18 protein-coding genes and 1 pseudogene are annotated in these 23,004 nt (G+C 68.0%); 10 read left to right on the plus strand and 9 right to left on the minus strand.

What is annotated here, in order from left to right; all coding sequences use genetic code 11:
• Window positions 1–77 precede the first annotated feature (77 nt).
• The 4 genes and pseudogenes from mtgA to CSW64_RS01800 all read left to right on the plus strand — a co-directional run.
• Window positions 78–773, plus strand: a pseudogene (mtgA, locus tag CSW64_RS01785) (monofunctional biosynthetic peptidoglycan transglycosylase); the annotation flags it as partial.
• Window positions 774–1,031: 258 nt separating this feature from the next.
• Window positions 1,032–2,843 carry a M2 family metallopeptidase gene (locus tag CSW64_RS01790; protein WP_099620486.1) on the plus strand — a complete coding sequence of 604 codons (1,812 nt, stop codon included), beginning with the start codon at window positions 1,032–1,034 and terminating at the stop codon, window positions 2,841–2,843.
• A 164-nt stretch (window positions 2,844–3,007) separates the two neighbouring features.
• The gene (locus CSW64_RS01795; protein ID WP_245863800.1) at window positions 3,008–4,360 is read left to right on the plus strand and encodes a pilus assembly protein TadG-related protein; all 1,353 of its coding nucleotides are present in this window, start codon (window positions 3,008–3,010) and stop codon (window positions 4,358–4,360) included.
• Window positions 4,361–4,455: 95 nt separating this feature from the next.
• Complete coding sequence (locus tag CSW64_RS01800) at window positions 4,456–6,303, plus strand: TadE/TadG family type IV pilus assembly protein (protein ID WP_099620487.1); 1,848 nt, start codon at window positions 4,456–4,458, stop codon at window positions 6,301–6,303.
• Between the two features lie 3 nt (window positions 6,304–6,306).
• Here the strand turns inward: CSW64_RS01800 and CSW64_RS01805 are convergent, their stop codons facing one another.
• The 3 genes from CSW64_RS01805 to CSW64_RS01815 all read right to left on the minus strand — a co-directional run bounded on the left by CSW64_RS01805 (window position 6,307) and on the right by CSW64_RS01815 (window position 11,624).
• Complete coding sequence (locus CSW64_RS01805) at window positions 6,307–8,736, minus strand: ATP-binding protein (protein WP_099620488.1); 2,430 nt, start codon at window positions 8,734–8,736, stop codon at window positions 6,307–6,309.
• A gap of 81 nt (window positions 8,737–8,817) precedes the next feature.
• Window positions 8,818–9,768 carry an isopenicillin N synthase family dioxygenase gene (locus CSW64_RS01810; RefSeq protein WP_099620489.1) on the minus strand — a complete coding sequence of 317 codons (951 nt, stop codon included), beginning with the start codon at window positions 9,766–9,768 and terminating at the stop codon, window positions 8,818–8,820.
• A 47-nt stretch (window positions 9,769–9,815) separates the two neighbouring features.
• Window positions 9,816–11,624: a monovalent cation:proton antiporter-2 (CPA2) family protein gene (locus tag CSW64_RS01815; RefSeq protein WP_099620490.1), complete on the minus strand. Its 1,809-nt coding sequence runs from the start codon at window positions 11,622–11,624 to the stop codon at window positions 9,816–9,818.
• Between the two features lie 202 nt (window positions 11,625–11,826).
• On the opposite strand from CSW64_RS01815, the gene CSW64_RS01820 reads away from it, so the two are divergent.
• Both CSW64_RS01820 and CSW64_RS01825 read left to right on the plus strand, forming a co-directional pair.
• On the plus strand, window positions 11,827–12,537 hold the full coding sequence (locus CSW64_RS01820) for a CoA transferase subunit A (RefSeq protein WP_099620491.1): 711 nt from the start codon (window positions 11,827–11,829) through the stop codon (window positions 12,535–12,537).
• Window positions 12,537–13,178: a 3-oxoacid CoA-transferase subunit B gene (locus tag CSW64_RS01825; RefSeq protein WP_099620492.1), complete on the plus strand. Its 642-nt coding sequence runs from the start codon at window positions 12,537–12,539 to the stop codon at window positions 13,176–13,178. Before CSW64_RS01820 ends, CSW64_RS01825 begins: the two co-directional genes overlap by 1 nt.
• Window positions 13,179–13,286: 108 nt before the next feature.
• On the opposite strand, the gene CSW64_RS01830 is transcribed toward CSW64_RS01825, so the two are convergent.
• Window positions 13,287–14,852 (minus strand): ArnT family glycosyltransferase, encoded by a 1,566-nt coding sequence (locus CSW64_RS01830; protein ID WP_099620493.1) that lies wholly within the window; start codon window positions 14,850–14,852, stop codon window positions 13,287–13,289.
• 286 nt (window positions 14,853–15,138) lie between these two features.
• Here CSW64_RS01830 and CSW64_RS01835 point away from each other — a divergent pair, with 286 nt between their 5' ends.
• The 3 genes from CSW64_RS01835 (at window position 15,139) to CSW64_RS01845 (ending at window position 19,280) form a co-directional block, all read left to right on the plus strand.
• Complete coding sequence (locus CSW64_RS01835) at window positions 15,139–17,709, plus strand: TonB-dependent receptor domain-containing protein (protein ID WP_099620494.1); 2,571 nt, start codon at window positions 15,139–15,141, stop codon at window positions 17,707–17,709.
• A gap of 107 nt (window positions 17,710–17,816) precedes the next feature.
• The gene (locus CSW64_RS01840; protein WP_099620495.1) at window positions 17,817–18,824 is read left to right on the plus strand and encodes an agmatine deiminase family protein; all 1,008 of its coding nucleotides are present in this window, start codon (window positions 17,817–17,819) and stop codon (window positions 18,822–18,824) included.
• 108 nt (window positions 18,825–18,932) lie between these two features.
• Window positions 18,933–19,280 (plus strand): hypothetical protein, encoded by a 348-nt coding sequence (locus CSW64_RS01845; RefSeq protein WP_099620496.1) that lies wholly within the window; start codon window positions 18,933–18,935, stop codon window positions 19,278–19,280.
• 121 nt (window positions 19,281–19,401) lie between these two features.
• On the opposite strand, the gene CSW64_RS21900 is transcribed toward CSW64_RS01845, so the two are convergent.
• The 3 genes from CSW64_RS21900 to CSW64_RS01860 form a co-directional block, all read right to left on the minus strand.
• The gene (locus CSW64_RS21900) at window positions 19,402–19,686 is read right to left on the minus strand and encodes a hypothetical protein (protein ID WP_172448429.1); all 285 of its coding nucleotides are present in this window, start codon (window positions 19,684–19,686) and stop codon (window positions 19,402–19,404) included.
• Between the two features lie 346 nt (window positions 19,687–20,032).
• Window positions 20,033–20,473, minus strand: coding sequence for a hypothetical protein (locus tag CSW64_RS01855; protein WP_099620498.1), 441 nt, complete (start codon window positions 20,471–20,473; stop codon window positions 20,033–20,035).
• Between the two features lie 86 nt (window positions 20,474–20,559).
• On the minus strand, window positions 20,560–21,195 hold the full coding sequence (locus CSW64_RS01860) for a glutathione S-transferase family protein (protein WP_172448430.1): 636 nt from the start codon (window positions 21,193–21,195) through the stop codon (window positions 20,560–20,562).
• Between the two features lie 133 nt (window positions 21,196–21,328).
• Here CSW64_RS01860 and CSW64_RS01865 point away from each other — a divergent pair, with 133 nt between their 5' ends.
• Entirely contained in the window at window positions 21,329–22,024 is a 696-nt protein-coding gene (locus CSW64_RS01865) for an SDR family NAD(P)-dependent oxidoreductase (RefSeq protein ID WP_099620500.1), read from the plus strand.
• A 15-nt stretch (window positions 22,025–22,039) separates the two neighbouring features.
• Here the strand turns inward: CSW64_RS01865 and CSW64_RS01870 are convergent, their stop codons facing one another.
• Together CSW64_RS01870 and CSW64_RS01875 are read right to left on the minus strand one after the other, a co-directional pair.
• Window positions 22,040–22,315, minus strand: coding sequence for a hypothetical protein (locus CSW64_RS01870; protein ID WP_099620501.1), 276 nt, complete (start codon window positions 22,313–22,315; stop codon window positions 22,040–22,042).
• A gap of 192 nt (window positions 22,316–22,507) precedes the next feature.
• Window positions 22,508–22,882, minus strand: coding sequence for a hypothetical protein (locus CSW64_RS01875; RefSeq protein WP_150131302.1), 375 nt, complete (start codon window positions 22,880–22,882; stop codon window positions 22,508–22,510).
• Window positions 22,883–23,004 lie beyond the last annotated feature (122 nt).

Genomic DNA, 23,004 nt, shown 5'->3' on the forward strand with positions numbered 1-23,004 from the left:
AGGTTTGTGTGGCTAACACCCATCCGTCGCGTCAAGGCAAGCGGGGCGGCGACGGGCCCTACGGAGAGGAGCTTTCCATGGCCGCCAAGCGGCAGAGCGGCGTGCTGCGGGTCCTGCGCCTGGTCGTGCTCTGGGGGTTCATCATCGGCGTGGCGATCCCCGTCGGCCTGACGGTCGTCTACCGCTTCGCGCCGCCGCCGGTGACCATCCTGATGATCCAGCGGGTCTTCGAGGGGAAGGGGTGGGACTACCGCTGGCGGCCGATCCACAAGATTTCGCCGGCCCTCGTCCAGGCGGCCATCGCGGCCGAGGACGCCCGCTTCTGCGACCATGACGGCTTCGACTTCGAGGCCATGGAGAAGGCCTGGAAGAGCAACCAGAAGGGCGGCCGGGTCCGCGGCGGATCGACCATCAGCCAGCAGACCGCCAAGAACGTCTTCCTGTGGCCGCAGCGCTCATATGTCCGCAAGGGCCTGGAGGCCTACTACACGACCCTGATCGAGGCGATCTGGGGCAAGCGCCGGATCATGGAGGTCTATCTCAACGTCGCCGAGATGGGCGCCGGGACCTACGGCGCCGAGGCGGCGGCGCGGCGGTACTTCGGCGTCTCCGCCGATCAACTGACCCGGGCCCAGGCCGCGCGGCTCGTCGCCATCCTGCCCAATCCGCTGAAGTACAAGGCCGTGCAGTCGGGCCCCTATGTCCAGCGCCGCTCGCGCCGGATCGGGGCCGCGGCCGGGACCGTGCGCAACGACGGCCTCGCCGCCTGTGTCGGCAAGCTGCGCCCCGCGACCAAGGCCGAGAGGACCGAGCCGGAGCCCGTTCGCAAGCCGACGGCGCGCAGGCCGGCGCCGGAGAAGAAGTCCGATCCGCTGCCGGAGGCGACGCCCGAACCCGCGCCGATCCTGCCCGCCGAGCCGGCCCCGCTGGCGGTTCCTGCTCCCGAATCGCCCGCGCCGACGGACTGATCCTTGACGCGGGCGGAATGGCGCGCTTCCCATGCCGCCAAAATACGCTTCGAGGAAACGTTCATGCTCAAGACCAAACTGCTGGCCGCCGGCGCGGCGCTGGCCATCGTCGCGGGCCTGCCCGCGGCCGCGCTGGCCCAGGCGCCCAAGCCGACCCCGGCGGAGGCCAAGGCTTTCGCCGACAAGGCCGAGGCGGATCTCGCCAGGCTGTCCCAGTACGTCCAGAAGGCCGCCTGGGTCCGCGCCACCTACATCACCGAAGACACCCAGTGGCTCGAGGCCAAGGCCACCAGCGAGATCACCGACCTGGCGACCAAGCTGGCCATCGAAGCCGCCAAGTACGACGGCGTCGCCGCCGACCCGGTCACCCGCCGCAAGCTGGACATCCTGAAGCGTTCGCTGGTCGCGCCGGCGCCGCAGCGCCCGGGCGCCGCCGACGAGATGGCGACCATCGCCTCGCGCCTGGACTCGACCTATTCGACCGGCAAGTTCGCCTACAAGGGCAAGCAGATCACCCTGAACGACGCCGAGGACGTCATGGCCTCCAGCCGCGACCCCGCCGAGCTGAAGGCGGTCTGGGAGGGCTGGCACTCGATCTCGCCGGGAATGCGCGCCGACTACGCCAAGCTCGCCGACATGTCGAACGAAGGCTCCCGCCAGCTCGGCTACAAGGACACCGGCGCCCTGTGGCGCTCGGGCTACGACATGGATCCGGACGCCTTCGCCGCCGAGACCGATCGCCTCTGGAAGCAGATCGAGCCCTTCTACAAGAACCTGCACTGCTATGTCCGCGCGCGCCTGAACGAGAAGTACGGCGACGCTGTCCAGAAGCGCACCGGCCCCATCCGCGCCGACCTGCTGGGCAACATGTGGGCCCAGCAATGGGGCAACATCTATCCGCTGGTCGCGCCCAAGGACGAGAAGACCTCCTACAGCCTCGACACCCTGCTGGTGAACGCCGGCTACGACCCGACCAAGATGGTCAAGACCGGTGAGAACTTCTACGTCTCGCTGGGCCTCGACCCGCTGCCGGACACCTTCTGGACCCGTTCGCAGATCGTGCGTCCGGAAGGGCGCGAGGTGGTCTGCCACGCCTCGGCCTGGGACGTCGACGACCGCGACGACATCCGCATCAAGATGTGCACCAAGGTCAACGGCGAGGACTTCTACACCATCCACCACGAGCTGGGTCACAACTACTACCAGCGCGCCTACAAGGATCAGCCCTACCTGTTCAAGAACGGGGCGAACGACGGCTTCCACGAGGCGATCGGCGACTTCGTCGGCCTGTCGGCCCTGACCCCGACCTACCTCAACCAGATCGGCCTGTTGAAGGACGTGCCGGGCGCGGAGGGCGACATCCCCTTCCTGCTCGAGATGGCGCTGAACAAGATCGCGTTCATGCCGTTCGGCCTGCTGGTCGACCGCTGGCGCTGGGAGGTGTTCGACGGCGAGCTGAAGCCGGAGCAGTACAACGACGGCTGGTGGAAGCTGCGCACCCAGTATCAGGGCATCGTGCCGCCGGGACCGCGTCCGGCCGACGCCTTCGACCCGGGCGCCAAGTACCATGTGCCGGGCAACGTTCCGTACACCCGCTACTTCCTGGCGCACGTCTATCAGTTCCAGTTCCACCGCGCGGCCTGCCAGCAGGCCGGCTGGAAGGGGCCGCTGCACCGCTGCTCGATCTACGGCGACAAGGCGGTCGGCGCGAAGTTCAACGCCATGATGGAGATGGGCGCCTCCAAGCCCTGGCCGGAGGAGCTGAAGGCCTTCACCGGCGAGACCCGCACCGACGCCTCGGCCGTGGCGGACTACTTCCAGCCGCTGAACGTCTGGCTGACGAAGCAGAACAAGGGCGAGAAGTGCGGCTGGTAGGCCGGCGCCGACACCCCTGAAACGAGAGGGCGGCGGAGCGATCCGCCGCCCTTTTCGCGTCGGTATGGTTCATGGACTTTCACCCTGTCCGGTGGCGTAAGCATTTACCCACATGGGTCCAGGCTCGGGGACGGTTCGCAAACCGTCGGGGCTATGGGATGAAGATGGGGCGTACCGTCGTCGGACGGATCATGGCGTGGGCCGGCGCGTTCGGTCGACGCGAGGACGGCGCCATCGCCGTGCAGGCCGCGCTCGCCGCCGTGCCGCTGATGGTGATGACGCTGGGCATGGTCGACATCAGCCGGGCGTCGAACGCCAAACGCCAGCTGCAGGACGCCCTGGACGCCGCCACGCTGGCCGCCGCGCGGTCCACGGCGACGACCGACACCCAGCTGAAGACCGTCGGGGACGGCGTCCTGGCCGCCGACCTCTACGGTACGGAGGCGGCGCTGACGGCCTCCACCTTCAGGCTGACGGACAACAAGATCACCGCCACCGCGACGGCCACCATGACGCCCTTCATCGCCGGCCTGTGGATGGACGGCGACATGGTGCTGAACGCCGACGCCGAGGTGACCCGGAACTCCTACAGCGTCGAGGTGGCGCTGGTGCTGGACGTCACGGGGTCGATGAAGGGGACCAAGATCACCGGGCTGAGGTCGGCCGCGGAAGAGCTGGTCAACATCGTCGTCCAGGACGTCCAGACGCCCTACTATTCGAAGGTCGCGATCGTCCCCTATTCGATGGGCGTGAACGTCGGGAGCTACGCCGGCAGCGTCCGCGGCTCGGTTTCGAGCGGGACCTGCACCACGTCGGGTTGTCAGAAGTACAGGTTCGTGAACCGTTACGGGAACAACAAGACCTTCTCGATCAGCAACTGCGTCAGCGAGCGCACCGGGGCCGACGCCTTCACCGACACGGCGCCCAGCACCGCGCCGCTGGGACGGAACTACCCCAGCACGAACAATCCCTGTCTGACCAACGCCATCACGCCCCTGTCCAGCGACAAGGCGGACCTCAAGGCCAAGGTCGCGGCGCTGCAGGCGGCCGGCTCGACGGCCGGCCATGTCGGCGTGGGCTGGGGCTGGTATCTGGTCTCGCCGAACTTCGGCTACCTCTGGCCCGAGGCCAGCCGCCCGGCCGACTACGGAACCCGCGACCTGCTCAAGGTCGTCGTGCTGATGACCGACGGCGAATACAACAGCGCCTATTGCGACGGCGTGATCGCCAAAAGCTCGACCGAAGGCAGCGGCGAGCTCGCCGACCACATCGGCTGCGACGCGCCCAACGGCAGCGCCTTCGACCAGGCGACGAACCTCTGCGCCAACATGAAGGCGGCGGGGGTGGTGGTCTACACGGTCGGCTTCGAGATCGTGAACGACCAGCGCGCCCGGGACCTGGTCAGCAACTGCGCCACCGACGCCAAGCACGTCTACATGCCGACAGGCTCGACGGCCCTGAAGGAGGCCTTCCGCGCCATCGCCACCGACATCAACGCCCTGCGCCTATCCCGCTGACGGTCGGGACGCCGGTAAGGTCCGATTCACCACGCGTGTTGGCGGTTTTCTTACCGTAGGGCCGGATATTGCCCGCAAAACGGGGTGAACCATCCATGCTGAAACGCTCGATCCGGCACGCCTTTGGGCTCGCCGCGCCGCTGGCGCGGTTCGCCCGGCGGTTCCGTCGCGAGGACGGCGGCGCGGTCGCCGTCTGGTTCGCCGTGCTCGCCCTGCCGATGGCCGTCCTGGCCTTCGGCCTGATCGACGTGAACCGCGCCAGCGTGGAGAAGCGCCGCCTCCAGGACGCCCTCGACGCGGCGACCCTCCTGGCGGCCCGGTCGAACTACAACACCACCGCCGAGATCGACGCGCTGGGCGATCGCGCCCTGGCGGACGAACTGGCCGGCATGACCAAGGCCAGGCTGACCGACAGCACCTTCACCGTTTCCGGCCAGCGGATCATCAGCTCGGCGAAGGCGCAGGTGACGCCGGTCATCGCCAACCTCTGGCTCCAGGGCGACATGGAGGTCACGGCCTCGGCCGAGGTCGCGCGCTCGGCGACCAACGTCGAGGTGTCGCTGGTGCTGGACGTCACCGGCTCGATGAAGGGCCAGAAGATCATCGATCTGCGCGATGCGGCCAACGAGCTGGTCAAGATCGTGGTCAACGACAACCAGACGCTCTTCTATTCCAAGGTCGCCATCGTCCCCTACGCCGTGGCGGTGAACGCCGGCAGCTATGCCGGGGCGGCGCGCGGGACCTTCGACACCAACACCAAGGCGATCACCGGGGCGTCCTGGGCGACCGGATCGGCCAAGTCGATCAGCGGCGCCACCCGGGGCAACCCGGTGGTGATCACCTCCAACGGCCACGGTTTCGCCAACGGGGACGGCGTCTACATCACCGGCGTCAAGGGCATGACCAGCCTGAACAACCGCGCCTACATCGTGGCCGGCAGGACGGCCAACACCTTCCAGCTCCAGGGCGTCAACGGCGGCAGCTACTCGTCCTACAGTTCGAACGGGACGGTTCAGAAGTGCCAGGTGCCCGACTGCTCGCCGGTCGTGACCTCGAACGGCCATGGCTACGTCAACGGCGACCGGGTCTACATCACCGGCGTCAACGGCATGACGGATATCAACAACCGCGGTTTCGTCGTCGGCAACGCCACGGCCAACACCTTCTCCCTCGGGGTCGTCGGGGGCGGCTTCAAGGCCTACACGTCCGGCGGGTCGATCTGGTGCGCGCGGGCGGGCTGCAAGTACTTCGCCTTCGACAACGCCGAGTCGCCGTCGGCCCTGAAGGCGTTCGAGATCAGCAACTGCGTGACGGAGCGGACCAACGGCGACGCCTATACCGACGCCTCGCCGGGCGCCTCGCCGCTGGGGCGGAACTATGCTTCGCCGGACAACCCCTGCCTGACCAACACCATCACGCCCCTGTCGAGCAACAAGGAGACCCTGAAGGCTCAGATCGACGCCCTGCAGGCCTCGGGGTCGACGGGCGGTCACCTCGGGGTGGCCTGGGGCTGGTACCTGGTGTCGCCGAACTTCGCCTCCCTGTTCCCGACGGCCAGCCAGCCGGCGGCCTATGGGACTAGCAACCTGATCAAGGCCGTCGTGATCATGACCGACGGCGAGTACAACAGCTCCTACTGCAACGGCGTGATCAGCGCGGACTCGACCAACGGCAGCGGCGCAACCGCCGACCACATCAACTGCAACGCCCCGAACGGCCACTCCTTCACCCAGACCCAGACGCTGTGCACCGAGATCAAGAAGAAGGGCATCCTGGTCTATACGGTCGGGTTCAACGTCGTGGACGACCAGCGCGCCCGGGACCTGGTCTCGCAGTGCGCCACCGGTCCCAAGTACGTCTACATGCCGACCGGCGGCACGGCGCTGAAGGAAGCCTTCGCGGCGATCGCCAAGGATCTGACCCGGCTCAGGCTGGCGAAGTGATCGTCAGGCCCTGAGGCCGACGGCGGGGGCGACGCCCCCGTCGGCGCAGGCCTGGGCCAGCACGGCGAACAGGGACTCGGCCGAGATCGGCTTGGCCAGGTGGCCGTCGGCGCCGGCGGCCAGCGACGCCTCGACATGCTCGGGCAGGGCGTTGGCCGAGAGCGCCCAGATCGGCGTCGGCGCGCGGCGCATCGCCTGCTCGTGGCCGCGGATCGCGCGGATGGCGGTCAATCCGTCCATGATCGGCATCTGCATGTCCATCAGGATCAGGTCGAACTGGCCGCTCGAGGCGGCCTCGACGGCGTCGGCGCCGTTCTCGACGCAGGTCAGGTCGACCCCGACATGGCCGAGCAGCAGCTCCACGACCTTGCGGTTGATGGCGTGATCCTCGGCGAGCAGCACCCGCGGCGGCGCGTCGATGTCCAGGTCATAGGCGGTGTGCAGCGCCGCCGGCGCGATCGAGGGGGCGGCGCGATCCAGCATCAGGGTCAGGGTGAAGCTGGCGCCTTGCCGAGGCAGGGATTCGGCCTCCAGCGAGCCGTCCATGGCCTTGGCGAGGGCGCGGGAGATGGCGAGGCCCAGGCCGGTGCCGCCGTAGCGGCGAGTGATCGAGCCGTCGGCCTGCTCGAAACGCTCGAACAGCCGGGCCTTCACCTCGGCGGAGAAGCCGATGCCGGTGTCGGTCACGCTGAGGGTTAGGCGGGTCCGCTCGCCGACCTCGTCCGCCCGCGCCCGCAGGCCGATGGCGCCCTTGGCGGTGAATTTCACGGCGTTGGACAGCAGATTGCACAGGATCTGCCGAACCCTCACCACGTCGCCGACGAAGGCGCCGTTGGCCCGCGGCGCGATGTCCAGGTCGAACGACAGTCCCTTCGCCTCCGCCGCGGGCTGGAACAGCGCCGCCGCCTGGCGCAGGCAGGCGCCGAGGTCGAACGGCTCGGCCTTCACCTCCAGCCGACCGGATTCCACGCGGGCCAGATCCAGCACGTCGGCCAGGATCGCCTCCAGCGTCTGGGCGGAGGTCTCGATCAGGCCCACCATCTCGGCCTGGGCCGGGGTCAGCGGGGTGCGCGCCAGGGCTGAGCTGACGCCCATCACGCCGTTCAGGGGCGTGCGGATCTCGTGGCTCATGTTGGCCAGGAACTCGCTCTTGGCGCGGTTGGCGGCCTCGGCGGCGTCCCGCGCCCGGGCCATCGTGTCCTCGGACTGGCGGCGCTGGGTGATGTTCTTCAGCACGCCGATGACGCCGTCGATCCGGCCGTCCTCGCCGCGGATCAGTTCGGCGGCGGAGAAGGCCCAGACCTCGCGGCCCGGGACGTTCATCCTGTACTCGGTGCGGAAGGGGACGCCCTCCCTCATATGCCGCTTCCAGGCGGCCTGGGCGGCCGGACGGTCCTCGGGATGGACGGTGATCCAGATGTCCTTGGCCAGCTCCGCGTAGGTCTTGCTCTGGTCGAAGAAGGTGTCGGCGGCGCCTTCGATCCGCAGGGTCTTCTCGCGGTAGTTCAGCTCGTAGACCGAGACTTCGGCGATCTCGAGCGCCAGCCGCAGCCGTTGCTCGGACCGTTCGGTGCGCTCGACCCCGGCGATGACGTCGGTGATGTCGTGGCTCATCGACACCAGGCCGCCGATCCGGCCTTCGCTGTCGCGCCAGGGGCCGAGCGAGGCGCGCAGCCAGCGGTTGGGACGTCCCGGAAGCGGCACCCGCACCCGCTCGGCCAGGGCGCTCTCGCCGGCGAGTCCGGCCGCGTACTTGTCCTTCAGCAGGGCGTAGGACTCGGGGAACAGGTCGGCGACCTTGTGGCCGATGGCGTCTTCGGCGGCGACGCCGGTGTCGTGGGTCCAGCGTTCGTTGACGTAGACGTAGCGCTGTTCCAGGTCGCTCATGGCGATGGCGACCGGCGCGGCGCGCATCAGCGCCTCCTTGAGGGCGGTGGCGGCGCGTTCCTGCCGCGACGCCTCTTCCTCGGCCCGCTGCGCGCGCAGGCGGCCGACAGCCTCGCCGACCAGGGCGGCGAGGTCGACGAGCTGTCCCAGGACGGCCTCGTCGCGCGGGCGCATGATGCTGGCGCCGACGCAGAGCGCGCCGACACGAAGCCCGCAGGCGAGATCGACCGGCGCGTTGGCGTAGAAGCGCGCGTAGGGCTCGCCGGCGACCCAGCGATGCTCCGGGGCGGTGATGCGAAGATCCTCGAACCAGACCGGCGACTCATGCAGGCGGCGGCCGGTGGTGGTGTCGCCAAGGGGGCGGAAGGTCTCGGGCTCGTCGTTGAAGCCCGACATCCAGACCTGATCCTCGTCGACCAGGACCACGAAGGCGTACGGAGCGTCGGCGATGATCCTGGCAAGCCGCGTCACCCGCTCGATGACCGGCCGCAACGCGACCAGGTCGAGCGTCCGCAGCTCTATCAGACCCCCTTGGGTCGCCCCCATGAGCACGCCCCTTGCACAATCCCCGAGCGGGAACCGTGAAGGGGGGCTCGTTAAAATAGCGTGCGCGTCAGATAACGGCGGTCAGAGCAGCTTGATCTCGCGCAGGCGCTGCATGAGGAAGTCGTCGGCCGTGATCGACTGGGGGTAGCGGTCGGGGTTTTCCGGCGTCGCGCAGCCCGGCAGGGTCTTGATCTCGTAGTCCGGCGCGAAGTGCAGGAAGAATGGCGTCGAGTAGCGCGGCACCCCGCGGCGCTCCGGCGGCGGATTGACCACCTGATGGATGGTCGAGGGCAGGACGTTGTTCGTCGCCCGCTCGAGCATGTCGCCGATGTTGCAGACCAGGCAGCCCGGCGGCGGGTTGATCGGCAGCCACTGGCCGTCGCGATCCTTGACCTCCAGCCCGCCTTCCTCGGCGCCGAGCAGCAGGGTGATGGCGTTGATGTCGCCGTGGGCGCCCGCGCGCACGCCGGTCGCGTGTTCGGGGATCGGCGGGTAGTGCAGCAGGCGCAGCACGCTGTTGCCGTACTCCACCGCGTCGTCGAACTGGTGGCGGGGCAGGTTCAGGTAGTGGGCGATGGCCTGCAGCACCTTGACGCCCATCCGGTCCAGGGCGCCGTACAGCCAGGCGATCTTCTCGTGGAAGTCGGGCGTCTCGGCGGGCCAGACGTTGGCCGGCATCACGGCGTTGTAGCGGTGACCTTCCGGCAGGTCCCGGCCCATATGCCAGAACTCCTTCAGGTCGAAGTGGTCGGCGTCCTTGGCCGTCTCGATGCCGAAGGGGATGTAGCCGCGCTGACCGCCCTTGCCGACGACGTACTGCCTCTTGGTCTCCTCCGGCAGGGCGAAGAAGCGCTTGGCGGAGTCGATCGCCGCGTCGATCTTCGGCTGCTCCAGATCGTAGTCGGAGATGACGGCGAAGCCGTAGCGCTTGAAGCTGTCGCCGAGGGCCTTGGAGAAGGCCTCGAAGTCGCCGTCGTAGAGCTTGAAGGAGACGGGCTCGATCGCGGACGGGCGGGGCAGGGTGTCGGTCATGCCCGCCTTTTACACCGCCGCCCCCATCGCGCCTACTGGGCCGGCGTCTACTCGGGTTCGGGCAGCGGCGTCGCGGAGGGCGGCGTTTCCTTCTGTCGGCGCGGTCTGAACAGCGGACCGGGCACCGGGGCGTTGCCGTGCAGCAGCCCGACGCCGGCGTAGATGCCGCCTGTCATTTCCAGGGCGAAGCGCTCCTGGTCGCGCTCGCGGATGTCGGCGGTGGTCTCGGCGATCTCCTCGACGCTCAGGCCCAGTTCCTCCAGCGCCCGCGCGCCGAAGACCATCGCGGACTCGAACGTCTCGCGGACCTGGTAGTCGACCTCGGCCTTGATCAGGTCCAGCGCGTGGCCGCGATCGAAGGCCCGGACCAGCACGCTCGCTTGCGGAAACTCCGCCTTGGCCAGGGCCACGATGCGGTTGGAGGCCTCGACGCTGTCGACGCAGACGCAGATCACCCGCGCCTTGTGGGCCCCGGCGGCGTGCAGGATCTCCAGCCGCGAGCCGTCGCCGAAATAGACCTTGAAGCCGAACGGCTCGGCGTTGCGGATCCGCTGGGCGTTGCTGTCCAGGATGCTGACGTCGACGCCGCGGGCCAGCAAGGATTGGCAGGCGATCTGGCCGAAGCGGCCGAAGCCGATGACCAGCACGCTGCCCGACAGGCCGTCCGGCTCCTCGACCCCGTCGGTGTCGGGCTGTTCGTCGGGCGTCAGCCGGCGGACGGCCATGACCACGAACGGCGTCAGGATCATCGACAGGATGACCGCGGCGGTGAAGATGGCGTTCTCCCGCCCGCTGATCACCCCGGCCTGGGCGGCGGCGGCGTACAGGACGAAGGCGAACTCGCCGCCCTGGGCGAACAGGGCGGCGCGGTTCACAGCCTCGCTGTTGCGGGCTTTGAACAGCCGGGCGACGACATAGATGCCGATCGCCTTCACGGCCATCAGACCCAGGACGGCGATGATCAGCACGCGCCATTCCTGCGCCACGACGCCGAGGTTCAGCGACATGCCGACGGCGATGAAGAACAGGCCCAGCAGCAGGCCGCGGAACGGCTCGATGTCGGCTTCGAGCTGGTGGCGATAGGCGGACTCCGACAGCAGCACCCCGGCCAGGAAGGCGCCCATGGCCATCGACAGGCCGCTGAGGTCCATCAGCCAGGCGGCGCCCAGCACCACGGCCAGGGCGGCGGCGGTCATCACCTCGCGCGCCCGGGCCGCGGACAGCAGGCGGAACAAGGGATTCAGCAGGTAACGGCCGGCGATGAACAGCCCGACCAGGGCGCCGACGGCGATCGCCATGTCGGCCATCCAGTTGCCGCCGGTCTGGGCGCGGGGCGACAGCAGGGCCACCACCGCGAGCAGCGGCACGATGGCCAGGTCTTCCAGCAGCAGGATGGAGATCGCCCGCTGGCCGAGCGGCGCGGCCGTCTCGCCGCGCTCCTCCAGCATCTGCATGATCACGGCCGTGGACGACAGCACGAAGCCCATCGAGCCGATGAAGGCCACCGTCCAGGGCAGGCCGGCGAAATGCGCGGCCACGGTCATCGCCGCGCCGCAGCCGAGGACCTGGGCCGCGCCCAGGCCGAAGATGTCCCGCCGCATGCCCCACAGGCGCGACGGCCGCATCTCCAGCCCGATGACGAACAGGAACATGATCACGCCGAGCTCGGCGACGTGGAGGATAGTCTCCGGCTCCTCCAGCACTTTCAGGCCGAACGGGCCGATGATGATCCCGGCGACCAGATAGCCGAGGATCGAGCCGAAACCGAGCCGCTTGAAGATGGGCCCCGCGATGACGCCGGCGCCGAGCACCGCCACCACCTGAGCCAGATTCACGCCCGCCGATTCCGCCGCCATTCCACCCTTCCTGAACGCTTCAAGGGTCTGTTCTGGCGCCTTAGGCGGGCGGGGTCGATGACCTTCGGTCCTCTGGCCGCGCCTCTGACGCACATGTTAGCGTCCCATCAGCGTCGGGAGCGCCGACCATCGTTATTCACCAAGGCTTGAATTTATCGCCGGAGTGGGCGAGATCGGCGCCTTGCGTTCCTGCGGAGGACCCATGGTCGACAAGGTGACCCAGACTGCCGCCGACGCCCTGGACGGGCTGCTGTTCGACGGCATGACCATCATGGCCGGAGGCTTCGGCCTCTGCGGCATTCCCGAGAATCTGATCGCGGCGATCCGCGAGCATGGGGTGAAGGACCTGACGGTCGTCTCCAACAACTGCGGCGTCGACGGCTTCGGCCTCGGCATCCTGCTGGAGAACCGCCAGATCAAGAAGATGATCAGCTCCTACGTGGGCGAGAACAAACTGTTCGAGCAGCTGTACCTGTCCGGCGAGCTGGAGCTGGAGTTCAATCCGCAGGGCACCCTGGCCGAGCGCATCCGCGCCGGCGGCGCGGGCATCCCGGCCTTCTTCACCAAGACCGGCGTCGGCACCCTGGTGGCCGAGGGCAAGGAACTTCGCGAGTTCGACGGCGAGCTCTACGTCATGGAGCGCGGCCTGACCGCCGACCTGTCGATCGTGAAGGCCTTCAAGGGCGATCACGAGGGCAACCTCGTCTATCGGAAGACCGCCCGGAACTTCAATCCGATGATGGCCACGGCGGGCAAGAAGACCGTCGTCGAGGTCGAGCAGCTGGTCCCGACCGGCGCGCTGGACAAGGACAACATCCACACGCCCGGCATCTTCGTCGACCGCATCTTCAAGGGCGCGGTGTTCGAGAAGCGCATCGAGCGCGTCACCACCCGGTCGAAGGAAGTCGCCTGATGCCCTGGACGAGAGACGAAGTCGCCGCCCGCGCGGCCAAGGAGCTGCAGGACGGCTTCTATGTGAACCTGGGCATCGGCATTCCGACCCTGGTGGCCAACTACATCCCCGAAGGCATGAACGTGACGCTGCAGAGCGAGAACGGCATGCTCGGCATGGGCCCCTTCCCCTACGAGGGCGAAGAGGACGCCGACCTGATCAACGCCGGCAAGCAGACGATCACCGAGCTGGACAGCAGTTCCTACTTCTCGTCCGCCGACAGCTTCGCGATGATCCGGGGCGGGCATATCGCCCTGTCGATCCTGGGCGGCATGCAGGTCTCCGAGGCCGGCGACCTGGCCAACTGGATGGTGCCCGGCAAGATGGTCAAGGGCATGGGCGGCGCCATGGACCTGGTCGCGGGCGTCAAGCGCGTGGTCGTGGTCATGGACCACTGCGAGAAGTCGGGCGCTCCCAAGCTGCTCAAGCAATGCAGCCTGCCGCTGACCGGCGCCGGCGTGGTCGATCTGCTGATCACCGAGCTGGGCGTGTTCGAGATCAACCGCGGCAAGACGCCGGTGCGACTGGTCGAACTGGCCCCCGGCGTGACCGTGGACGAGGTGAAGGCCAAGACCGAGGCGGCGTTCGAGGTCGCGGTCTAAATCCTATTGTCATCCCGGACGGCCGTAGGCCGATCCGGGACCCAGCATGCCGTGCGTCGGCCTGGGTCCCGGCTCTCCGCTACGCTCCGGCCGGGATGACCCTGAAAGTCAGTCCCGCTTCGCCGGCTTGAAGTCCTCGCCGAGGATCAGGGTCGCGCGGCGGCGGCAGCGGTGGTCGAACTTCTCCGGCGCCTCGTCGGGTTTGGCCCTGCACTTGGCGCTCAGCAGCACGCTGACGATCTCCACCCGCTCGGCGCGGGCGAAATCCCCGATGATGAGGTCGCTGGCCTGGTCCTCCAGGGCCACGACCAGCACGCGCTTGCCGTCCTTGGCGGTCAGCGGCGCGGTGGCCTCGGCCTGGTTGCCGGCGTGGGCCTGGCGCAGCCAGATGACCAGCGGCGGCGCGTCCGGCCGCCCGAAGTAATCGCGGCCGTAGTAGGACAGGGCGTTGAACAGGAAGCGGTCGTCAACGGCGATGGCGCTGATGCCGCCGTTGAGGGCCTCCAGCTCGGCGCGGCGGACGACCGCCTCGGTCATCTGCTCCCAGCCGCGGGCGCGCTTGATGTCGTTGGAGCGGCCCATGGCGTCGGCGACCTGGGGCTGGATGGTCCAGGTCAGGAACACCACGGCCAGCGCCGCCTGCACGGCCAGGCCGCCGACCAGCCACCACTTCGCCTTCCAGCGCAGCAGCAGGGCGGCGACCAGGACCGAGCCGGCGACATAGGCGCTGGCGGCCCAGTTGGCGTTGGCGCGCGACAGGAAGGCCTGGACGGTGACCACCAGCAGCGGCGGAGCGGTCCAGCAGACCAGCATCAGGTCCTGGGGCGTCAGCCGTCGGCGGATGATCAGCAGGCCGACGCCGCCGATCAGCACGACGAAGGGCAGGGGGCCGAAGACCCCGAGCTGTTCGCCGATGAAGGTCAGCATCTCGCCGGGATTGAACAGCTTGCCGCCCAGGTTGGCGTTGGCCGCCGTGTGGCCGACCGTGGCGAAGCCGTGCGTGGCGTTCCAGATCAGGTTGGGCGCCAGGACGACGACGAAGGCGAGCACGGCGGCGCCGGCGCTCTTGAGGTCCCAGGCGCGGCGCGCGTCGGCCGACAGGACCAGGTGCAGGCCTATGCCGATCAGGGCGTAGAGGGCGGCGTACTTGGAGAGCATCGCCAGGCCCAGGGTCGCGCCCACGGCGGCCGCGAGCTTCAGGCTGCGCTGTTCCGCCTGCAGCGAGACGTAGGCCAGCAGCGCCAGCGACAGGAAGCACAGCAGCGGCGCATCGGTGGTGATCACGCCCGACGACAGCTGCACGCCCGGCATCAGCGAGTAGACCGCCGCGGCCGCCAGCCCTGTCCAGGCGCCGTACAGTCGCCGGCCGATCGCGAACAGGGCGATGGCGGTGACGGCGTGGAACAGCGGCGCGGCCATGCGCACGGCGGCCTCCGAATCGCCGCCCAGGCGGGTGGAGGTCCAGATGGTCCAGGCGATCATCGGCGGCTTGGAGAAGTAGCCGAAGTCCAGGGTCCGCGACCAAAGCCAGTACTGGGCCTCGTCCGGATAGAGTTCCAGCGGTGACAGGAACAGCGCCGCCAGCCGCACGGCCGTCAGTGCAAGGACGAACCAGAGCGCCAGGCGTGCCGGTCGCGTATCGTCGGGGGTCGGAATTGTGGCGGCGGCGGTCATGTCTCGAAGAACGCTGGTGGCTGAAGCGGGCGGTGTAGAGGCGATCTGTGCCTAAGGGTGTCGCAATCTTGCGACAAGCTGTCTCAAAAAGGGCTCAAACCTTAACCGCGCCTTGCACGGACAGGTCGTGGCCTTATTGTGGCGGGCCAAGACGTTTGGGACTCCTCCGGCATCGTCATCGTCACTCAAGCTTCGCATTGGCGCGCTAATGCGTTGCGGACGTTGCCCGGAACCGGGGTCCGACAAGGTAGCCACCGGCGTCGGGATGAGAGGGGATACTCATATCATGAACACTAGAAAGTTCGCCTTCGTGGCGACGACCGCGCTCGTCGGCAGCATGATGCTCGCCGGCGCCGCCTATGCGCAATCCACCGGCACCGCCGAAGTTGAAGAGGTGGTGGTCACCGCCGCCGGCCAGAAGAAGATCGAAGGCGTGATCGCCGAGACCGCGCCGAAGGCCCGGACCACGATCAACCAGGAATACATCGACCGCCAAGGCTCGGGTCAGACGATCCTGCAGACCCTGAACCTGACCCCGGGTCTGAACTTCGTGAACAACGACCCGTACGGCGCCTCGGGCGGCAACATCCGTCTGCGCGGCTTCGACGGCAACCGCATCTCGCTGACGTTCGACGGCATCCCGCTGAACGACACCGGCAACTACGCCATCTACTCGAACCAGCAGCTGGACAGCGAGCTGATCTCGCAGGCCAACGTGATCACGGGCGCGACCGACGTCGACACCCCGACGATCTCGGCCACCGGCGGCGTGATCAACTACACCGTCCGCAAGCCGCGCGACGAGTTCGGCGGCATGGCCACCTTCTCGGCCGGCACCTTCAACTTCAAGCGCGTCTTCGGCCTGGTCGAGACGGGCGAGTTCGGCCCCTGGGGCACCAAGGCCTGGTTCTCGGCCTCCTACCAGAACTACGACAAGTTCAAGGGCCGCGGCGACCTGGAGCGTAAGCAGTTCAACGCCCGCATCTGGCAGGACATCGGCGACAACGGCGACTTCGTGAGCCTGGCGCTGCACTGGAACGAGAACCGCAACTACGCCTACTACAGCCCCAACCTGGGCAACTCGAACTACGATCCGACCAAGCCGATCAGCGCCACCAACACGCCGCGCCAGATCGACCAGTTCGGCTGGGACGTCGACTTCGACGGCAACTGGGTCGCCCCGACCGCGCAACGGGGCGTCGCCGACGGCGACACCAACCCGAACTCGGGCGCGACCTCCAACACCGGCTGGTGGGGCGGTCGGATCAACCCGTCGAACACGGGCAACGTCCGCATCCAGTCGCGCTACTCGCTGACCGACAACCTGCGCTTCACCTTCGACCCGTCCTTCCAGTACGTGATGGCGAACGGCGGCTCGCAGATGCAGGTCATCAACGAGTTCGATCCGAAGCTCATCGGCAAGGCCACCACCTTCCCGACCTGCGGCGGCGGCGGCACCGGCGTCGACCTGAACAACGACGGCGACTGCCTGGACCGCGTTCGCTACTTCTCGCCGTCCAACACCAACACCCGCCGCTACGGCCTGAACACCTCGCTGATCTGGGACATCAACGACGACAGCACCCTGCGTCTGGCCTACACCTACGACAAGGGTCGTCACCGTCAGACCTCGGAAGGCGGTTTCGTCAATCAGCAGACCGGTCAGTTCGAAGACTGGTTCGGCGGCAAGGAAACCTGGGGCGGCCGTCGCCTCACGACCGCCGACGGCGCTCTGCTGCGCTTCCGCGACCGTTTCTCGATCGCCGAGCTGAGCCAGCTCGCTCTCGAGTACCGCGGCCGTTTCTTCGATGACCAGCTCCGTGTCGTCGCCGGCCTGCAGTACAAAGAGTTCAGCCGCGAGCTGAACCAGTACTGCTACACGCAGAACAACAGCTCGACCGTGAACTGCACCACCCAGACCGCGACGCCCATCGTGGGCGGCCTGGGCAACGTGACCCTGCCGGGTTCCGCGACCTCGTACATCCCGCCGTTCTCGTACACCGCCAAGATCAACGACGTTCTGCCGAACGTCAGCGCGTCGTGGCAGTTCGACGGGGCCAGTTCGATGTACGCCAGCTACTCGGAGCAGATCTCGGCCCTGCGGACGGACAGCTACTACTACGTCTACCGCGCCACCGACGGCTCCATCCAGTCGCTGAACGCCAAGCCGGAAAGCTCCAAGACCGTCGAGGTCGGCTACCGCTACCAGGCGTCGACCGTGCTGGCGCAGGCCAACGTGTTCTACACGAACTACGAAAACCGCGTCGTCAGCAGCTACGACCCGGACCAGGACACCTACATCGAGCGCAACGTCGGCAGCGTGAAGACCAAGGGCGTCGAAGGTTCCGTGGGCTGGCGTCCGACCGAGCGCCTCTCGCTGCTCGGCTCGGTCACCTACACGGCGGCTGAGTACCAGGACAACCTGCTGATGCGGCGCATCGTGTCGGGCCCGACCACGACGCTGGTCTACGCCCCGATCAAGGGCAAGCAGCTGGTCGAGACGCCGGAGTGGATGGCCACGGGCCGCATCGCCTATGACTTCGGTCCGGTCCAGGCCGGCCTGCAGGCCAAGTACGTCGGCGAGCGCTTCGCGACCGACATGAACGACATGAAGATCGACAGCTACACCCTGTTCGATCTGGACGTCCGGATGAGCCTGGAGAAGCTGGCGAACGTTGAGAACGCCTTCCTCCAGCTGAACGTCTGGAACCTGACCGACGAGCGCTACCTCGGCAACCTGGGCACCCAGGTGACCGCCAACTCGAACGACAAGACGGCGTGGAACGTCACCAGCCAGCCGTTCGCGTCGGTCGGCGCGCCGCGGACCTTCATGCTGACGCTGCGTCTCGGCTTCTAAGCCGGTCACAGACCTGAACTAGGACAGGGCGGCTCGAGTGATCGGGCCGCCCTCTTCTTTTGTGCAAGCCTTGACGTAGCCCCTCCAGAGCATCACTTCCCCGCCCCATGACCAGCACCCCTCTCGTTCCCGCCGAATGGGCCCCGCACCGCGCGATGTGGCTCGGTTTCCCCAGCCATGGCGAGCTGTGGCAGGAAGACCTCGAACCCGCCCAGGACGAGGTGGCCGCCCTGGCCCGCGCCATGGCCGGCCCGGGCGACGAGCGCGTGCGCCTGATGGTCTGCGGCGACGAGGCCGAGGCCGCCGCCCGCGCCCGCCTGGACGGCGTCGCCAACATCGAGATCGTCCGCGGCCTGTTCGGCGACATCTGGCTGCGCGACACCGGCCCGATCTTCCGCGAGGACGGCAGGGCCGCCGGCTTCCGCTTCAACGGCTGGGGCGGCAAGTACACGCTGGAAGGCGATGATCAGGTCGCGGCCCAGATCGCCGCCGCCTCGGGCGCGCCGCTGGCCCAGAACGACTTCATCCTGGAAGGCGGAGCCATCGACCACGACGGCTACGGCACCGTCCTGACCACCCGCCAGTGCCTGCTGAATCCCAACCGCAACCCCGGCTGGACCCAGGAGGCCGCCGAGGCCGCCCTGGCCGCCTCGCTGGGCGCCCGCAAGGTGCTGTGGCTGGGCGACGGCCTGCGCAACGACCATACCGACGGCCATGTCGACAACCTGGCCCGTTTCGTCGCGCCGGGCGTCGTCGCCTGCCCGGTCGCCTGGGGCAAGGCCGACCCCAACGCCGCCCTCTACGACGAGACCGCCCGCCTGCTGTCGTCGATGACCGACGCCCGCGGCGCCAAGATCCAGGTCATGCGCGTGCCCAGCCCCGGCTGGATCGACGGCGAGAGCAGCGCCCAGCCGGCCCCGGCCAGCCACATGAACTTCATCGTCTGCAACGCCGCCGTGATCGTGCCGCTGTACGAGGACGACAAGGCCGGCGCCTTCGCCGTCGACGCGGTCCAGAGCCTGTTCCCCGAGCGCAAGGCCATCGGCCTCAGCTCCAACGCCGTCCTCACCGGCGGCGGCTCGTTCCACTGCATCACCCAGCAGGAGCCCTGCTGATTACACTAACACAAGTCGGCCCGCGGTCTTTTTTGGGCGAAGGGACCCATGTCGGACGTTGAGGCGCGCCGCGTCATTGGGGCGTGACGGAGGCTAGGAGCACCAACAATGACGCTGCTGGTTACCGCCTACCGCATCACGCGCGATGCCGAGGGAGAGAAGACCGAACGAATCGCATGCCAGTCTGATCTGGCTGGATTCGAAGAGACCCGCGCCACGTTCTATGGCCAGACGAGAGCGCGCGCTCTGGGCTTGGCTATGCTGCCATCGCTTGCGACTTCAAACATCTATGCAAGAGGCTGCGAGCTTGAAAAACTCAGGGCTGAGGTCAGCCTGCTCATGGCGGACCTCAGCCCTGCCGAGATCTCCTATTGGCAGTCTCGCCTGACGAATATTCTCCACGCCATTGATGCGGCTTCGGCTTATGGACCTGATGGCTTGGTGATCATCGACTGACCTCCGCAATCCACCCTTAGCTGACACCGGCGATCGCCCCGCCCGACTTGTGTCAACGCACCCAGCAGGAGCCGGGGTGAGTGCGCTAGCGCAAGGTGGGTAAGGGCATATTGGGGAGCGGTTAGTCCCGCTCGAAGACGAGCGCTCCATCCCGATCCTGAGCCATATGTTCGCAGCGACGAAACTCCGACGATGCAGTCCTGACTTTGGGGTGCGCCGCGATGAGCTCGGCTATGGCTAGCTCTCGCCACTCTTCGTCATCGTCGGAGGGGCGCGCAAAGACGTAATAGACAAGCTTCAGGTCGCCGGTGCTCGGGTCAAACGCGACCCGCGCTCCTGCGACATTGGCCGTGATGTTCCGTTGGACAATGAGCCTTGCTTCGGTGTCAAAGTACGGAGACGGCATGGATAGCTCCTCGAGCGGATGCCACATACTCTCCGAAGGGTTCACTGGCCACCCTAGGGAGTTTGCCCTCCGCGCCACGACTTGTGTCAACGCACCCAGCAGGAACCAGGCTGATTGCGTCGAGGCAGGTCAGCTTTCGACCCGTTGCAGACATCGCCTTGACGTCTCCTCCCCATCGCTATGCGACGGGGAGGAGACGTCTGCTTTCCACCCTTAGCGGCCGTCGTGATCGCCAAGCGTGACTTGTGTCAACGCACGCAGCCGGAGCCGGGCTGAGGGCGTAGGGACAAGTCGGACACCGCCCCCTAGGCGAGCTCGGAGGGCCGCTTCCGGCGGAGGCGCCTCGCTATCTCCGCGGCCCGTACCCGAGGCGTTTCAGGAGCGCGCCGAAAGCGGACCAGTAGGGACGCCAGTCTTCTTTCGGCGCGAAGCAGTTGTTGCCGATGTGGATCTTGGCGATCCGGCTATCGCTGGAGGTGGACACCCTGACCACCGTCGCCACCGACTCCGACTGCAGGATGCTCGTTGTCGAATGATACGCGGGCCTCGACGCGGTCGCCGGACTCTCGCTGCTGACGGCGCCGTAGCCCAGACCGATATCGGCGGAATGGCGCTGCAGATCGGCGTGCAGGCGCCGAGCGGTTTCATCCGAGATCGCGAACTGGCTTCTCGCAAAGACCTGCGTCTTCACGCCCGGAAGGCAGGCGGAGCGGGTCGCGCCGGCGACGCCGGGGACGGCAACGGCCGTGGCGAGCGACAGAGCGATCGCGGCGTAGGTCTTCAGCATGAAATCTCGCCCCATTGGAGCCGAGCTTATCGCTTCCCGATCGTTCGCCAAGGCGCTCTATCCGCCAGCGGCGATCGCCGCCCCTCTCACCCCACGCGGACCAGGCGACTCAGGCCGTCCTCCATCTCGGCGAGGACATGGACGACGGAGGCGTCCTCGGCGACGGCGGCGGCGTAGTCGGCGACGTTGGGCGTGCTGTCGAGCAGGTCGATCCCGAGGCGCTCGCCGGTGACCCTGGCCGCGAACAGCGCCGGCGCCAGCGCGCAGTCGGCGAAGGACAGCCGGTCTCCGACCGCGTAGGGGCCCCCGTCGATCAGCCCATCGAGGATGGCGAGGCCGTCGACCAGCCGGCCGACCAGGCGTCGCGTCTCCGGCTCGTCCGGCTGGGCCGCCAGGGCGATCATCGGCGGCATGAGCTCGTGATCGGCGCAACGCACCAGCAGTCGGGCCCTGGCCCGGGCGAGGACGCCCGGCGGCAGCAGGGGCGGGGCGGCCGGAAACAGCTCCTCCAGCGTCTCGAGGATGACCGCCGACTCCCAGATCGCCTCGCCGTCGCCGAGGATCAGCACCGGAATCCGGCCCATCGGGTTGATGTCGCGGAACCGTGCGTCGTTCGGCCAGCCCGCCGGCGGCGGCGTGATCTGGATGTCGAGACGCTTGGCCCGGATCGCGATCCGGACCCGGGCGGCGAACGGCGAGACGGGAAGACTGATCAGCTGCAAGTCGGGCTCCGCGGGAGGAGGGGCCATACAGGGGGCGGCGGTCGCCTCCTACACCGAGGCGGATCTGCGGTCAGCCCGTTGCGAAGGCTCGCCGGCGCGGCTAACGCAACACTCAGGAGCATGAGGAGCGGGCTTGGCTGAAGTCGGAGACATCATCGTCACGGGCGCGGCGGGGACGCTCGGCATAGCCATCGTCGAGGCGTTGACGGGCGATGGGTGGAGCGTGGTCGGGATCGACCTGAAGCCCAGCCCGGTCTGCGAGACGGTGCTGGCCGACCTCTCGGACCCGGCCGCCGTTCGCGCCGCCTTCGACTCCGTCGCGCAGCGCTGCGCCGATCTCCGCGGTCTGGTGAACAACGCCGGCGTCTTCCTCGGCAGGGGATGGGACGAGATCACGGACGACGAGACGAGCCTGACGTTCGACGTGAACCTTCGCGCGCCGCTGCTGCTGTCGACCCTGTTCGCCAAGCACGCCATCGCCAGGGGGGCGCAGGGGGCGATCGTCAATGTGGCCTCCGTCGCCGGCCGCGAGCCTGGCCACGACGTCGTCTATGCCGCCTCCAAGGCCGCGTTGATCCAGATCACCCGCGGCCTGGGGCGCCAGCTCGCCGCCGACGGCCTGCGGGTGAATGCGGTCGCGCCCGGCGTGATCGAAGGGCCGATGGCCGACCGGATCGCCGAACCGGACCGCTCCCTCTACAGGCAGCGTACGCCGATGCAGCGCTTCGCCGAGCCGGCCGAAATCGCCGGCGTGGTGTCCTTCCTGCTGTCGTCCAAGGCCAGCTACCTCACCGGCGCGGTCATCGACGCGAACGGCGGCCTCTACTGAGGGCGGTGGAGCCGGTCAGCCGACCCGTTCCTTTTCCCTCGGCGCCGAGACGCGGCGCGGCCGTGCCTGGGCTTTCGGCTTGGGCAGCAGGCGGAAGCGGGTCTGGCACCAGGCGAAGTCGACGCCGACGTCGAGCAGGGCGTCGGAGCGCCCGCAGGGGCAGGCGAAGTCCATCACCATGACGACCCGGTAGGTCTCTCCGGCCTGGAGCGGCACGGGCTGTCCGGTGACATGATTGGGGGCGGCGTTGACGCAGAGCACCAGATCGCCGGGGCCGATGGCGTCGCTCATCACTGTCTTCTCCCCGCCTGGAGGAAAGCCGGACCGGGCCGATAGAGGGTGATGGTCAGTCTACCACCGACGACCGATCCGGACAGCGGGTCTCTCGGGACATGTCGTCTCGGGGCAAGACGGGACATCGCGGGTGATCGGGTCTTCATCCTGCGCCCGCGGCGCTTCATTCACGCCCCCGACGGTCGCCGCCTAGATCCAGCACCCCGCCAGGGACATCGCGGCGACGATCGACCAGAAGATCGTCAATGGACAGATGGCCAGGGCGACGCCGACGACGAAGCGCCGGTGCGTCTTGAACCGGACGGCCAGACCGACGCCCAGCGCCACGCTTGCGAGGGCCAGGATCGAGGGCGCGACGTTGAGCGGCCGCTCGACGCAGGACCCGGCCGGCAGTCCGAAGAGCGCCTGAAGGGCGAAGAGGGCGAGCAGCGGCAGTCCGAGCGCCAGCACGAACCAGATGTAGGGCCTCAGCGACGGCGTACGCCACGGATAGGCCCAGGCCGCGATCGCCAAGCCGATCGGACTGAGGACAGGCGCGAACAGGAACAGCATCAGCATGGTCAAGCCTTGTCTCAGCATATGTTCCGCTGCAACCGGAGTTTGATTTCCACGCTTGGTCCGTGATTGCGTCCGTCGTCGCTTCGACACGGAAGCGGGACAGTCTGTGCCCCGCGCGCCGCCCACGC

It is taken from the genome of Caulobacter mirabilis (genome assembly GCF_002749615.1).
GTDB classification, from domain to species: Bacteria; Pseudomonadota; Alphaproteobacteria; order Caulobacterales; family Caulobacteraceae; genus Caulobacter; species Caulobacter mirabilis.